Source organism: Parageobacillus sp. KH3-4 (genome assembly GCF_022846435.1).
Lineage (GTDB): Bacteria > Bacillota > Bacilli > Bacillales > Anoxybacillaceae > Parageobacillus > Parageobacillus thermoglucosidasius_A.
In genome coordinates this window covers 254,891-269,715 of the sequence record NZ_AP025627.1, presented here as the reverse complement: position 1 = coordinate 269,715, position 14,825 = coordinate 254,891, and the positions used below count along the sequence as shown (strand labels likewise).

The 14,825-nt window shown below is 44.5% G+C and carries 13 protein-coding genes and 1 pseudogene; 4 read left to right on the top strand and 10 right to left on the bottom strand.

What is annotated here, in order from left to right:
- Nucleotides 1-21: 21 nt before the first annotated feature.
- From MWM02_RS01390 to MWM02_RS01380, 3 genes are read right to left on the bottom strand one after another with little or no spacing between them, the layout of a single operon-like run.
- Nucleotides 22-1,569: a response regulator transcription factor gene (locus MWM02_RS01390; protein WP_244402784.1), complete on the bottom strand. Its 1,548-nt coding sequence runs from the start codon at nt 1,567-1,569 to the stop codon at nt 22-24.
- Complete coding sequence (locus MWM02_RS01385; RefSeq protein WP_081260389.1) at nt 1,550-3,022, bottom strand: sensor histidine kinase; 1,473 nt, start codon at nt 3,020-3,022, stop codon at nt 1,550-1,552. The genes MWM02_RS01390 and MWM02_RS01385 overlap by 20 nt, the downstream gene beginning before the upstream one ends.
- On the bottom strand, nt 3,015-4,031 hold the full coding sequence (locus MWM02_RS01380; protein WP_244402783.1) for a sugar-binding protein: 1,017 nt from the start codon (nt 4,029-4,031) through the stop codon (nt 3,015-3,017). Before MWM02_RS01380 ends, MWM02_RS01385 begins: the two co-directional genes overlap by 8 nt.
- A 967-nt stretch (nt 4,032-4,998) precedes the next feature.
- Between MWM02_RS01380 and gloA2 the strand changes: the two are divergent.
- Nucleotides 4,999-5,360: pseudogene (gene gloA2, locus MWM02_RS01375) on the top strand (SMU1112c/YaeR family gloxylase I-like metalloprotein).
- A gap of 35 nt (nt 5,361-5,395) precedes the next feature.
- Nucleotides 5,396-6,379 (top strand): Gfo/Idh/MocA family protein, encoded by a 984-nt coding sequence (locus MWM02_RS01370; protein WP_244402782.1) that lies wholly within the window; start codon nt 5,396-5,398, stop codon nt 6,377-6,379.
- Nucleotides 6,380-6,622: 243 nt separating this feature from the next.
- Here MWM02_RS01370 and MWM02_RS01365 read toward each other — a convergent pair whose 3' ends face one another.
- The 7 genes from MWM02_RS01365 to MWM02_RS01335 form a co-directional block, all read right to left on the bottom strand.
- On the bottom strand, nt 6,623-7,078 hold the full coding sequence (locus MWM02_RS01365) for a VanZ family protein (RefSeq protein ID WP_244402781.1): 456 nt from the start codon (nt 7,076-7,078) through the stop codon (nt 6,623-6,625).
- A gap of 98 nt (nt 7,079-7,176) precedes the next feature.
- On the bottom strand, nt 7,177-8,118 hold the full coding sequence (gene rbsB, locus MWM02_RS01360; protein ID WP_244402780.1) for a ribose ABC transporter substrate-binding protein RbsB: 942 nt from the start codon (nt 8,116-8,118) through the stop codon (nt 7,177-7,179).
- A 34-nt stretch (nt 8,119-8,152) separates the two neighbouring features.
- Entirely contained in the window at nt 8,153-9,094 is a 942-nt protein-coding gene (rbsC, locus tag MWM02_RS01355; RefSeq protein WP_244402779.1) for a ribose ABC transporter permease, read from the bottom strand.
- Nucleotides 9,094-10,590 carry a sugar ABC transporter ATP-binding protein gene (locus MWM02_RS01350; protein ID WP_244402778.1) on the bottom strand — a complete coding sequence of 499 codons (1,497 nt, stop codon included), beginning with the start codon at nt 10,588-10,590 and terminating at the stop codon, nt 9,094-9,096. The genes rbsC and MWM02_RS01350 overlap by 1 nt, the downstream gene beginning before the upstream one ends.
- A 28-nt stretch (nt 10,591-10,618) precedes the next feature.
- On the bottom strand, nt 10,619-11,017 hold the full coding sequence (gene rbsD / locus MWM02_RS01345; protein WP_064552281.1) for a D-ribose pyranase: 399 nt from the start codon (nt 11,015-11,017) through the stop codon (nt 10,619-10,621).
- On the bottom strand, nt 11,014-11,910 hold the full coding sequence (gene rbsK / locus MWM02_RS01340; RefSeq protein WP_064552282.1) for a ribokinase: 897 nt from the start codon (nt 11,908-11,910) through the stop codon (nt 11,014-11,016). The genes rbsD and rbsK overlap by 4 nt, the downstream gene beginning before the upstream one ends.
- Nucleotides 11,911-11,912: 2 nt before the next feature.
- Nucleotides 11,913-12,896 (bottom strand): LacI family DNA-binding transcriptional regulator, encoded by a 984-nt coding sequence (locus MWM02_RS01335; protein ID WP_244402777.1) that lies wholly within the window; start codon nt 12,894-12,896, stop codon nt 11,913-11,915.
- A gap of 324 nt (nt 12,897-13,220) precedes the next feature.
- Between MWM02_RS01335 and MWM02_RS01330 the strand changes: the two genes are divergently transcribed.
- Entirely contained in the window at nt 13,221-13,568 is a 348-nt protein-coding gene (locus MWM02_RS01330; RefSeq protein WP_244402776.1) for a DUF3870 domain-containing protein, read from the top strand.
- 79 nt (nt 13,569-13,647) lie between these two features.
- The gene (locus tag MWM02_RS01325) at nt 13,648-14,811 is read left to right on the top strand and encodes a DUF819 family protein (RefSeq protein WP_244402775.1); all 1,164 of its coding nucleotides are present in this window, start codon (nt 13,648-13,650) and stop codon (nt 14,809-14,811) included.
- Nucleotides 14,812-14,825: the final 14 nt, after the last annotated feature.

The following is a 14,825-nucleotide window of genomic DNA, read 5'->3' as shown; positions in this document are numbered from 1 at the left end:
ATAAAAAGCTCCTGATCACCATCATGTGGTGAAACGGAGCTTTTTCCGATACTCGGTAGGAGATATCCCGGTATGTTTTTTAAAAACGCGACTAAAATAGTTTGGATCATTGTAGCCGACAAGAAAGCAAATTTCTTTTAAACTTTTATTTGGATCACACATTTCCCTTTTCGCATGGGCCATCCGCACTTCGGTCACGTAATCAATAAACGTCATTCCAAACCGATCTTTAAATAGTTTACTAAAGTAATGCGGACTGATGCCAACATATTCCGCTACTTCCTCAAGGGTAAGCGGATGATGATAATGTTTGTCAATATAATCTTTTGCTTTTCCTAATTTCCCATTTGCCTGCTGATGCCGCCATGCTTGTATATGATGTACCATATGCCGAAGCTGCTCTGTTGCTATTCTTTTCAATTCCTCCAAAGAACCGCACGAATGAAACGTGGTTGCCCGCTCATACGAAATACCGAAATCGGTTAACATGCGCCCGAGCAAAATAAATGTTTCCTCCATCTTCTGTTTCACTACATGAAACGGATGATGAACGGCCATCTCTTCGATATAAGATAGACATTGGGTTAACGCTTGCTCGAAATCACCTTGGCGCACAAGATCAAACAATCGTTTTTCTCTTTCCGTTTGATCGATCGCCGCCGATGCAAACGCCGCTCTCTTCGGCAGAAAACCGCTCTTTGCCTTTTTTTGCGATGCATAATATTGTACTGCAGCAAGCGCTTCATAGTAGGAATGGCGCAAGCCCTCTAGCTGGGATGACGGGGAACCAAGGCCGATATAAAGCGTTTCTTCATATTGCTTTTCAAACTGCTGAACAAGGTCATATGCAAGCGATTGTATCATCGGCTTCCATGTTTGATTGGGAATATCGGTACAAAACAAAATCGGCATTTGCCCATCTATGATTTTTCCTATTACATAACGGGTCGTTACCTTTTCCAAAAGCGCCTGTTCTACCCACTGTTTCCAAACCTCTTTTTTTCCGCCGCTAGGAAATTGAATCACGATAAACATTCCTGACTCAATGGAAAAGGGAAGCATCGCCTCCCATTGTTTCCATTCCTCTGAAGAAACTTCTTCCAGCATCAGCACCGACAGCCACTCTTTTTCTACAAACTTTTGCAATTGGTGCACTCGTTGTTGCAATTCTTTATTTTCTTCTTCTTTCTTCCGCACCTCCATTAATTCGTCATACACCCGCCGCAATGCACTAATCACTTCTTCCTTTCGGCTCGGTTTTAATAAATATTCCTTTACTCCCTGTCTCATTGCTTGTTTTGCATAGTCAAACGTATCAAACGCGGATACGATAATAAACTTCATGTCCGGGTGCTTTCGGCGAATAAGCTCAATCGCTTCCAGCCCATCGATTCCAGGCATCTTAATATCGATTAGCATAACATCCGGCTTGCATTTGTTGGCAATTTCCACTGCCTCACGGCCATTGGCAGCTTCCGCAACTACTTCCATATTCGGGAGATAGTCGCGAATCATTTTTTGCAGCGCTTTCCGCTCCAGCGCTTCATCATCAACAATGGCAATTTTCATCATTTCCACCCCCTTTTGTCATTGGTAAAAGCAGACGAATCGTTGTTCCTTCTCCCACTGTGGACTCAATCTCCATCACATCTTGCATTCCATAAAAAAGCTGAAGCCGGCGAATGACGTTTCGTATACCAATGCTGGTGGAGTGTCCGCGCTTTTTTTCATGCGCAACGGAGACGTCTTCTTCTCCTCTTATAAAAGCCATTAATTTTTCTTTCGTTTCTTCACTCATCCCGACTCCATTGTCACTCACTTCGATGATGACGCACTCTTTTCTTTTTTCTACTTTTAATGAAATCTCCGCTCCTTTTTCATACGATTCAATACCATGAATAAACGCGTTTTCAATGAGCGGCTGCAACGTTAACGGCGGAATCGGCAGCGATAAACATGACTCCTCTACATCCATCGAAAATTTAATGCGGTCAAAAAAGCGGGTCTGCTGAATAAAAAAATATTCCCTCGCAATATGAACTTCATCTGCCAACGTTACCGTACGCTGTAAATCTCCCAAATTATATCGTAAAATAGCAGCAATTGCCTCAATAAGCCGCGACGTTTGGTTTGCCTCTTCTAAATACGCCATTTTCGAAACAACGTTTAACGTGTTAAACAAAAAGTGCGGGTTAATTTGACTTTGCAAACTTTTCAGCTCCAGCTCTTTGACAAGCCGGTCCAGCTCTGATTTTTGTTTCATTTCCTCGATCAGCCGCTTCAGGTTGCGGCGCATATCATTAAACGTATCGGTCAGCAGCTTCAATTCATCATTGGTTGTGCTGATAACATCAGGTCCATCCAACTTCCCGCTGGCAATTTCCCGTGCGGCATGCGAAAGGCGCGAGATCGGTTTTGTAATGCCTCCGGAAAACCATATTGCCAAAAGGATGCCAAGCAAAAACGTCGTCATAAACAATCCGATCCCCATGTGGCGAAAATAACGATTCCGCGTTTCCACTTCATTATAAAAATGTTGGTAGGTCGTTAACTCCTCGTCAATGAGGGAAAGGGTCGCCTCTTGAATAAACGAAGCGATCTTCATTGCTTCATGAAGATGGGAAGAATACAAGCTAATATTGCCTGCCTGAAAGTGGTAAACCGTCAGCGCTCCTTCCTCTAGCAAGCTTTCAATCATATGTTCATAGTTTTGGACTAAAAGCCGATTATTCCGGTTGGAAAGTGTTTCGCCTACCTGTTGGCGGTGTTGCTGCAGCCACCGGTATTGGCGCTCATACTCCCGAAAATAGCGTTCATCTTTTTCCGTCAAATAAGCGTTCAACTGTTCTACCAGCCGGTTTGTCCGCTGCGAAATTTCATTAAACAAAAGCAGCCGGCGCATGCTGTAGTCATAGTCAGTCACAATATCCTCGCTGCTTTGGTAGAAAAAGAAGACCGTGCCGTTTAGCAGCACAATGAAAATGCTAAAATAGAGCAATACTTTCGTACGGATTTTAATCATGTTTCACCTCGTAGTTGCGGGAAGGGCGCAACGGCAAATCTTGTTTGCGAATCACTTTCGTTTCCGTATTCGTTACTGATGGAACACCGTTTCCTTTCATAATATCGACCATCATTTTCACCGCGCGATACCCCATTTCATACGGCTCCTGCACCACGGTCGCATGAATCGTTCCTTTTTGCAAATAGCGAATTGTCTCCGGCAGTGTATCAAATCCGATAATATACGTTCCTTTTTCACGGTGAAACTGCTCGACGACCTTGGCGATGCCAATAGCATCAAGCGCGCTTGTCCCATAAAACGCATTGACTTCCGGATGCTTTTTTAAAATGTTGTACGCTTTTTCCGCTGCCTGCACGCGCGTTATATGCGACTCTTCAATGGCGACGATGCGAATTCTCTTTTCTTTCTTCACCGCATCTTTAAAACCTTGCACACGCAGCTGTTGGTGGGAGGCGGTAAGGCTGCCGGTAATAATCGCCACATTCGCCTTTCCGTGCATATCTTCGGCTAACGCCCGTCCGGCAATAAAGCCGGCATAATAGTTATCGGTCCCTATATAGGCCGTGCGTTTGCTTGTTGGGGCATCGGTGTCGATCGTCACTACCGGAATATTTTTTTCCACGATGTGATTGATGACCGGAGTAAACTCTTTTTCTGTCAGCCCTTGTGTCATAATTCCATCTACTTTGGAAGCGGCCGCTTTTTCAAGAATATGAATATGTTCATCAATGTTGGCCTGCCGCGGTCCGACATATTCAAGGCTTACCCCCAATTCCTTTGCGGCCGCTTTCGCTCCTTGTTCCACGAGCCGCCAATAATCGTTATCCAGTTCCTCGGGAACGAGGACAAAATGGTACGCATTCTCTTCCGCTTTCTCTGTTTTCCCTTCACCTGGCTGATGATAGGCATACACTTTCCACGCGCAATAGACCGTAAAGGAAGCGCTTGCAACAAACGCCGCGATGCTGCCGGCATATAGGATCCACTTCCACCATGTACAACGCATAGGTGACCTCCTGTGCGAATTCGAACCATTTGTCTAATACTATTGTACCTAATTTTTAGAGGCTGGGATAACAAAACTTTTCCGAGTTACAGATGTTTCACTTACTTTCAAGCTTTTACAAGTGGAAAAAGAAAGAGGGTTTATGAAAGGAGCCATCCTCCATAGCAACCAATGCCTCCATTTTACAAATCCTGCTTATATCAGACCGGTAACCAATATGGGACTTACGCAATCCATATCTCGCAGAGGCAACTGCTGGGACAATGCGTGTATCGAGAACTGCTTCGGACATCTCACATGTAAAATGCCATGTTTCTGTTCGCCACAGACCGTTGAAGAGGTTCGGCAAGCCGTTATGGACTACATCCACTATATAATGAAAAAAAGGATACAAACAAATATGGCACGAGCCCGGTTGAATACCGAACCCGCGCCTCATAAGGATCACTCTTTTCTACGTGTTTACTTCACAGGTACTAGTCCAACGCCATCGTATACCGTTCGAATGGGCAAATATGAAAAAAGGGACGGAATTTAACAATCATCTTCCTTCATGGTATTCGCAAAAAGGGATTTTCCTAAATACAACAACTTTAAAATATATAATTATGAGACATTGTAATACATTAACCATTGAGAAAACGGGACTTCCTAAAAAAGTGCAAACTCGCTATGAGCGCGTTTTTCGTGCCTTTCTTTTGGAGAGTTTTTTATTTCCAAATTAAGCAAGGAGGTTTAGTGATTAACACCTTATTAACAGTAGCTCTAGCCGCTTTTGTAGCGGCGGCAGGATTAGCATTTTTTCCGCATCACAAGCAGATGCAACATGTGTGGGTCCGAAAATATACTTAGAAAAATCGGGTACTAAAGCTCCAAGTGATAGCAAATCAGGCCAAGATGAGTTAGTAAAAGCCGCAAGACAAACCGAAAAAGGAGGAGAACGACGCACTTCACTCGCGTTCACCATATCGCCATTATTTGTTCCGACTATGAACGGTCGAAACATTTTTACACGAACATTCTCGGATTCCGCGTCATTCACGAACAGTATCGGGAGGAACGCCGCTCGTACAAATTGGATTTGCAAGTCGTCGAACATACGCAAATCGAGCTGTTTTCCTTTGAACACCCGCCGAAGCGGCAAGCTGTCCGGAAGCATGCGGTCTGCGCCATCTCGCTTTGGAAGTCGAAAATATCGAGGAAGCCATCGCCTATTTGCATACGCACGGCATTGAGACGGGGCCAATCCGCGTCGACCTGATTACAGGGAAGCGGTTTACGTTTTTCCGCGATCCGGATGAATTGCCGATTGAGCTGTATGAGCGGTAAAATAGGGTAGTTACCAAAACAAAGGAGGGACAAGCATGGTTCGTTTTGCTACGATCGGCACGAACTGGATTACAGAATCATTTATAGAAGCCGCAAAACAAATAGAAGAGTTCACCCTCGCCGCGGTATATTCGCGGACAGAGGAGAAAGCGCGGGAATTTGCGCAAAAAACAGGAGCAGCGCGCACGTTTACCGATCTAGAGGAACTGGCGAAAAGCAAAGACATCGATGCCGTCTATATCGCAAGCCCGAATTCGCTGCACGCCGAGCAGGCGATTTTGCTTATGGACCACGGCAAACATGTCCTATGTGAAAAGCCGATGGCGTCGAACACAAAAGAAGTCAAAGCGATGATCGATGCGGCGCGCCGAAATGGCGTCGTTTTGATGGAAGCGATGAAAACGACGCTGCTCCCGAACTTTCAGGCGATCCGCAAGCACTTACATAAAATTGGCAAAATCCGCCGCTATTTTGCGAGCTACTGCCAGTATTCGTCGCGCTATGACGCATATAAACAAGGAACAATTTTAAACGCGTTCAATCCTGCCTTTTCCAACGGCGCGTTAATGGATATCGGCGTCTATTGCATTTATCCGATGGTCGTCTTGTTTGGAAAACCAAACCGCTTGCAGGCCAGCAGCCTGAAGCTCGAATCGGGAGTTGACGGTGAAGGGGCGATTATCTTTACTTATGAGGATATGGATGCTATTGTCATGTACTCGAAAATTACGAACTCTTATCTGCCTGCGGAAATTCAAGGAGAAGACGGAAGCATTCTCATCGACGCGATCCATACGCCGACGAAAGTGGAAATCCGCTACCGCGATGGGCGTGTAGAAGACGTTACCGTTCCGCAAGAGAAGCATCCGATGTATTATGAAACGAAGGAATTTATCGAGCTGATCAAAACTGGAAAACGCGAATCCGAAGTCAATTCGCATGAGCATTCGTTGCTGACGATCGCTTTGATGGAAGAAGCCCGCAAACAAACGGGCATCGTATTTCCTGCAGACCAATAAAAAAACAGCTTCCTGCATGCTCGCAGGAAGCTTTCTCATTGCTTCTGCCACTCGGCGCTCCGCGCATCCGCCTGTTTGGCGGCAAACGTCATGCTTGTGATCACAAACATGACAAGCGATCAGACAAACATGCCAGCAATAAAAGAAACCATGAGCGGCTTTTCCTTTTCACGGAAACTCGTTATTCTCGCTTTTCTTTTCGGTCCAAAAGCATACTCGGGAGAGCCGGCAATTTGTTTTCTATTATGATACGTCCCGTTTCGCCGGATCATGCTTCTTTTTCTTCCAACGCATATAGAGAAAAACACCAATTAAGGCCAAGAGTGCTCCGCACGAATCGATCGCCACATCTTTCGGCGTAGCAGTGCGCCCCGGTTCAAACGACTGATGCCATTCGTCCGTCATCGCATACACTGTCGCAAACAGCCAGGCGCCGACATATGCCGCCCGCTTTGGCGACAGCGCCCGCCAGACAAGCACGGCTAAAATGCCAAACTCTATCAAATGCGCCAACTTCCGAACGATAAAATTCAATGGAGACGACGTGCCGTCCCCACCATGGCCAAACGGCACATACGTCAGCACTGCTTCTAATATGCGCTTTGTATTTTCACCGGTAAACAACGAAAATTCACTAAAGCAATAAATGACGATACACCATAAAACGACGAACCCCCAGCGTTGGATTTTTCCTTTCATTATGCATCACCTATTATTTACCTTAATATCTTTATGAAGTAGTATCAACAAATAAAAAATACCTTCTGCCCGTATATGGACAGAAGGTAAATCCACGGTTATTGATTTTCTGTTACTAACTCTAATGGAATAGGAATGAACTTATCTACTTTTTCTCCATTTAATACTTTCAACGCTGTTTTGACTGCATTCTCTCCAATAAGCTCAGGCTTTTGCGCAACGGTTGCCGCCATTTTTCCTTCTTTTACCGCCTTCACTGCGTCTTCCGTTGCGTCAAAGCCAACGACGAGCACATCTTTCATACCGCGTGCCTCTAAAGCTTCTAATGCACCTAACGCCATTTCATCATTATGGGCAAATACAGCTTGAATATCCTTATGGCTTTGCAAAATATTTTCCATGACCGATAACCCTTTAGCACGGTCAAAATCCGCTGCTTGCTTCGCTACGACTTTCACATTGGATGCTTTATCGATAACCTGATGAAATCCTTCACCGCGTTCCCGGGCTGCTGATGAACCTGGAATTCCCTCAAGCTCTACAATATTGCCGCCATTTTTTAATTGTTCAAGGAGGAATTCTCCTGCCATTTTTCCGCCTGCAACGTTATCCGAAGCGATGTGAGTGGCTACGTTTCCTCCATCTGCGCTACGGTCAACCGTGATCACAGGAATATTCGCGCTATTAGCCGACTCAATTGCCGATGTCACCGCACTGGAGTCAGTTGGATTCACTAAAATCAAATCAACATCTTGCTGAATCAAATCTTCAATATCATTAATCTGCTTTGCAGAATCGTTTTGCGCATCGACAACGATTAAATCTATCCCTTTTTCTTTTGCTGCTTTTTCAGCTCCTTCTTTTAATGTGACAAAGAATGGGTTATTTAATGTAGAAATAGAAAGTCCAATTTTTATATCTTTATCCTTTTTTGCATCTCCTTTTTTGCTTCCAGTTGCTCCATTATCTAGCGAACAACCCGCCAACATTCCTAAGACCAGCAAAAATGCCAACCACATGCCTGCCCACTTCTTTTTCATTGCTTTGTCCCCTTTCTTATATGTTTTTTATTTATCAAACTTCTTTGCGGCGATCCAGAAGAACCGCAAGAAGAATGACTAACCCTTTGATAACCTGTTGATAAAATGAGGACACATTTAATAAATTTAATCCATTATTCAACACACCGATAATAAGGGCGCCAACTAATGTTCCAAAAATCCAGCCGCGGCCGCCAGATAAACTGGTTCCTCCAAGAACAACAGCGGCAATCGCATCTAATTCATACGCTGTCCCCGCTGTTGGCTGTGCCGAGTTTAAGCGGGAGGTTAAAATAATTCCTGCTAATGCCGACAATCCTCCAGTTAAGGAATAAATCCAAATTTTCAGTCGATCGACGCGAATCCCGGATAAACGGCTCGCTTCTTCATTTCCGCCAATCGCATACGTATGGCGGCCAAACGTCGTTTTCTTTAACACAAAATATAGTGCCACATACACGACAATCATAAATACAACCGGAACAGGGATGCCGAGAAAATACCCGCGTCCCATCATTTGAAACAAAATATCGTCTGAGGCAAAACCAGTGATAGGGCGCCCATCTGTATAAACAAGGGTTAATCCGCGAAACATTGTCATCGTTGCTAGAGTGGCAATAAACGGAGCAACGCGTCCTTTCGTAATCACCACACCGTTTAATGCACCCATGAGAAAGCCGGCAAGCAATCCGATGATGATGGCAGTAAAGCCATTCGTCCCGCTTGCCATTATTCCCGCAGTAATCGCACTTGAGAGCGCTAACACGGAACCGACCGATAAATCAATGCCTCCCGTTAAAATGACGAATGTCATGCCAAACGCGATTAACGCGTTAATCGACACTTGACGCAAAACGTTCATCCAGTTATTGACCGTTAGGAAACTGTCACTCAATATCGACAGCACAATACATAACAAGAAGAAACCAATAAGCGGGCCAAGCTTTTTTACATCAAAATTCCATTTGTTTTCCATTATGCTTTTCCTCCTGTCGCCGCACGCATAATCGTTTCTTGATCGATTCCTTCATTCTCCAAAATAGCGCGGACCTTCCCTTCATGAACGACCATAATGCGGTCACTCATCCCAAGCACTTCCGGGAGCTCGGACGATACCATAATAATCGCAACCCCTTGTGCCGTCAGTTCATTCATAATTTCATAAATTTCTTTTTTGGCGCCAACATCAACCCCGCGTGTTGGTTCATCTAAAATAAGGATGCGCGGCTCCATCGCCAGCCATTTTCCGAATACGACTTTTTGCTGGTTCCCTCCGCTTAACGCTTTTACCTCTAATTCCGGAGACGCCGTTTTAATGTTTAGTTTCTTAATTAACGACGAAACTAACTCCTTCTCTTTCGCCGTTTGAATGACACCGACTGTCGCCAATTGTTCTGATTTTGGCAACGTTAAATTCTCCCGCACACTCATATTTAAAACAAGCCCTTTTTGTTTGCGGTCTTCTGTAATCATTGCGATGCCGTGCTCAATCGCATGTCGCGGCGATGGAATAGACACCGGCTGACCATCAATATAAATCGTTCCCGCGTCCGCCTTTCTCGCTCCAAAAACCGCCTCCATGATTTCGGTGCGTCCTGATCCCATCAATCCAGCCACACCGAGAATTTCACCGGCGCGCACCGAAAACGAAACATTTTCAAAAACCCCTTCCTGTGTCAAGCCTTCCACCCGCATCCGTTCTTCGCCAATGGTCCGCATTCGTTTTGGAAAGCGCTCTCCAATTTGCCGGCCGACCATCATGTGGACAATCTCATCAAAGTTTGTCTCGGCGATGCGCTTTGTGCCAATAAACTGTCCGTCCCGGAGCACAGAAATGCGATCGCAAATCGTGAAAATTTCCTCCATGCGATGTGAAATATAAACGATCGCAACCCCTTGCTGCTTTAAGGTGCGGATGACTTCGAACAACGTTTGAATTTCCCTCTCCGTCAAAGCGGCAGTTGGCTCATCCATAATTAAACATTTGGCATTGGTGGAAAGCGCCCTTGCAATCTCGACAATTTGCTGTTTTCCTACCGACAAATTGCCTGCCAATTCACTAGGGTCAATGTGGATCCCCAGTTTCTTCAAATAGACTTCTGCCTGCTTCTCCATTTCTTGATATCGAATAATACCTGTTCGACCAATTGTACTCTCCCGTCCAAGGAAAATGTTTTCTGCGACCGACAACGTAGGAATGATAGTAAGCTCCTGATGAATGACCGAAATCCCATCACGTTCCGCTTCCTTCGGATGACGATAATGCACTTCGCGGCCATCCACCAAGACCGTCCCAGCATCGCGCTCATAAATGCCAGTTAATACTTTCATTAACGTCGATTTTCCGGCGCCGTTTTCTCCCATGAGCGCGTGCACTTCACCGGCGCGCACTTCAAAATCGACATCGTTTAAGACAACATGCTGGTGGAACGCTTTTTTAATGCCCCGCATCTCAACAAACGGTTTCGTCATCGCTCTCCCTCCTTTTTTCAAACGAACGCTATGAAAAGTTCACGCCAGAGCGGAGAATAATATTAGCGTAAGGCGTCGCTTCCCCTGTACGAATGACTGCTTTTGCGGATTTTGTCATCTCTTTAAGCTGTTCGTGTGGAACAAATTGCATCGGTACATCGCTCAATCTTTGCCGGATGTTTTCATACATAATGGGATTTTCCTTTTTGATTTCTTCCGCTAATGTTAGCGCTTCCACTTCTAATTCTTCTAAAACCGCATCCAGCACGGATAAAAACGGCGGAAATCCCTTCACTAGCGATAAATCAATACGATCTGTCCCATTCGGAATCGGCAGACCGCAGTCTGCGATGACAATCGTATCGGTATGACCGAGAGAAGCCAATAGCATACTTAAGTCTTTATTGAGAATACCCCGTTTTTTCATGATGAACACCCTGCCTTTTCCTGCAAAAATTTCTTTACTTCCTCTTCCGTCGGCATTCCGCCTTGCGCGCCTAGTTTTGTCACCGATAGCGCCGCCGCAGCGTTGGCAAAGCGACATGCATCTTCCAAACTCATTCCTTTGCTTAACGCGACCGCCAGCGCACCGTTGAATGTATCTCCTGCTCCCGTCGTGTCCACGACCGGAACGCAAAAGCCTGGTATGAGCACCTGTTTTCCACCTTTCCGAATCGTTACGCCGCGTGCTCCCTCTGTGACAATCACTTTATCGGCAAACGCGTTCGCATCAACTTGCTCAAAAATAATCTCCCGCTCATGTTCATTTGGTGTAAGAAAATCGGCCTGCTCGATGAGTTTTTGTGGCAACGGCTGCGCTGGCGCTGGATTTAAAATGACACGCACATGATGTTTTTTCGCTAAAAAGACGGCTCTTTCTACAACGGAAAGCGGAATTTCCAGTTGCAGTACACATACATCGCTCTTGGCAATGATCTCTTCGCACCGGTCAATGTCTTCTGGGCGAAGCGCATGATTCGCTCCAGGCACAACGATAATCCGGTTATCTTGTTCCGAAATCGTAATCGAAGCAATGCCAGTACCTTTATGTGTAACCGGTTTCACATTATCGATATGAACACCTTCCCGCTCCAATGAGCGAAGAAGCTCGTTTCCAAATGGATCCGTTCCGACGGCCCCAATCATATGCACCTCCGCGCCAAGCCGCGCGGCAGCCACCGCTTGATTCGCGCCTTTTCCGCCAGGAATGAGATGAAACTCCTCTCCTAAAATTGTTTCTCCTTGCGATGGAAAACGAGAAGCGATCGTCACAAGATCCATGTTGATGCTTCCAACTACAGTAATCACCGGTTTCGTCATTTTCATTCCCCCCTACGCGTCGATTGTCGTACCACTAGTTCAACAGGAAGCACATAATGAAGTTTTTCCAGCGGTTTTCCCTCTATCTGTTTTATTAAAATCCTCGCCGCAATTGCCCCCATATCATAAATCGGCTGAGAAATCGTCGATAACTCTGGCGTCGTCATTTCCGTTAGAGGAATACCGTCGTATCCTATAATGGCTATATCTTTCGGAACACGGAACCCCATCTGTTGAACCGCTTTTAACGCCCCCACTGCCATTGCATCATTTCCAGCAAAAATGCCATCAATGTCATATTTATTCAACGCTTCGATTACCGCTTCTTTCGCCTTCTTCAACTGATAGTTTCCGAGTATAACAAGCCTCTCATCCCAAAGACCCAGTTCCATCATTTCATCACGATAACCATAAAAACGCTCCATCGCGTTCACAACATGAGAAGGCCCCTGGATATGGGCAATTTTGCGGCAGCCAATGTCATATAAATGTTTAGTTGCCAATCGAGCCCCGCCATAATTATCAGCAATGACCGAGGGATAGTTATGGCTTAGCGGTCGGTCTAGAACTACCATTGGAATATTCCATTCCGATACTTCCTCCAACTCCAATTGATTGGTCGTTAAGATAATGCCATCCACATATTTTTGCTTGAGCACTTCTATGTATTTTTTCTCTTTTTCTGTTTTCTCGTCAGAATTGCATAAAATGACAGTATAATCATAAATATTCATCACATCTTCCACTGCGCGAACAAGCTCTGGAAAAAACGGGTTCGTTATATCCGGCACGATTAACCCAATTGTCTTCGATGTTTTTTTAAACAATGCTCGCGCCACTTCACTCGGCTTATAATTTAACTCTTTCATCGCCTGTCTCACACGTTTTTCTGTTTCTTCATTCACATAACCATTTTGATTTAACACGCGAGAAACAGTCGCTACAGATACACCTGCCAACTTTGCCACATCTCTAATCGTCGCCATCATCGTTCGTCCCCATTTTTACATGTAACCGGTTACATATAGTATACTAAAATGCCCGAAAATTCACAAGTAGATAAATAAAAATGATTTTAACTTTCTGATGTTATTTTTGCATCCTTGAAATTGTGTAAAAATCCGATTTTATTTTCTGCACCATAATGAATGTTATCCCTATACCAGAACTATTTTCTATAAAAGTTGTAATTATTGACTATTTTCTTACTATTCAGTATAATAAATAAGAGAACATACATATTGCGAGCAACATTTATGAGTCCATCATAAATGCCCCTCGCAATAGCTGTATTCGGTTGGAGGATTAGCATGTTTGAGAATAATACTGTATATATCATCGGAGACGCGAAAGCGCCTTCAAACAATCCTATTACCCAGCAATATAAAGCATTTTTCATCGGATTAGTGGTCAATAAAGAAAACAGTATGATCGTTGATGCAGACTGTTCAGCGACGATTGAACTGACGAAGTCGTTTGTCAAAAGTTTACTTGTCGGCCGGTCGATATTGGATATTGACGCAGTAACCAAAGAAATTCAAACTCGTTACTTCGGCTCTTCGCAAAAAGCGTTAATCGTCGCTTTTAAAAACGCCAGCTTAAAATATCAAAATATCGTTTCATCGGCTGCTTCATCTGTACCATCATCACGCAGATGAAACCCAGCGAATAGAGCGATTGTTTCTCTCTATTTGCTGGGTTTTTATATTTTTATATCTCAAATAGGGAGGAGAAACAATGATTCAAGACGGTGTTGTTTATTTAAGTATTTTGCTTGCTTACGTCGCACTCATTGCTTTTGCAGAACAAAAGTCCAAATCCAAACTTTTTAAAGTCGTCCCTGGCATTATTTTTATTTATGTCGGAGGCGCACTGATGCAAACATTTGGAGTTTTCGGGAAAACGAATTCGATCGACAATACGTACAATACCGTTAGAAACGTACTGCTTCCTGCCATGCTCATTCTTATGCTTCTGCATTGCGATTTGCGAAAGATCATCAAAATGGGGCCAAAAATTCTTCTCACTTTTTTTGCAGCATCTTTCACGATTATTATCGGGTTTACCGTCACGTATCTGTTACTTAAAGAATTCTATGCGAAAGATACGTGGAAGGCTTTTGCTGCGCTCAGCTCCAGCTGGACAGGCGGATCGGCAAATATGGTCATTCTACAAAAAATTTTAGATGTTCCGGAAAACATTTTCGGCTACGCTTTAATCATGGACACCGTCAACTATTCTATTTGGGTTATGTTTATGTTTTGGCTTGTGCCGTTTGCCAGCCGATTCAATCACTGGACAAAAGCAAAAGCAATAGAAGTCCCGGTTGCTGCAGATGAAGTGGCAACAACAACCGAAAATCATCAAGGAAAAATGGGGTTTACCGAATTAATCGTCTTGCTTGGATTCAGCATTCTTTTATCGACGATTTGCACGGAAATCGGAAATGCTTTGCCCGAGTTGGGAGCCGTATTTAACGGAACAACGTGGACGATTGTATTCGCATCCGTTATCGGTTTATTACTGGCGATGACAAAGGCAGCGAAAATTCCTGGCGCCAACGACGTATCGAAAGTCATGCTTTATGTGATCATCGCGTTAATCGCATCGAAAGCAGACTTTTCTCAATTGTTCCAAGCTCCAATTTATATCATCTCTGGGTTCCTTATCCTTTTGATTCACGCATTATTAATGCTAATTATCGCAAAAGTATGCAAACTTGATTTATTTACAATGGGGGTAACCTCTTTGGCAAATATCGGCGGAGTAGCTTCGACTCCAATTCTTGCGGGCGCATATCATCAGTCGCTTATTCCTGTCGGCATATTGACAGCTTTGCTAGGCAATCTCCTTGGAACCTATTACGGGCTGCTCACCGCTCGTATTTTATCATCACTGTAACGGGAAGGATGTTT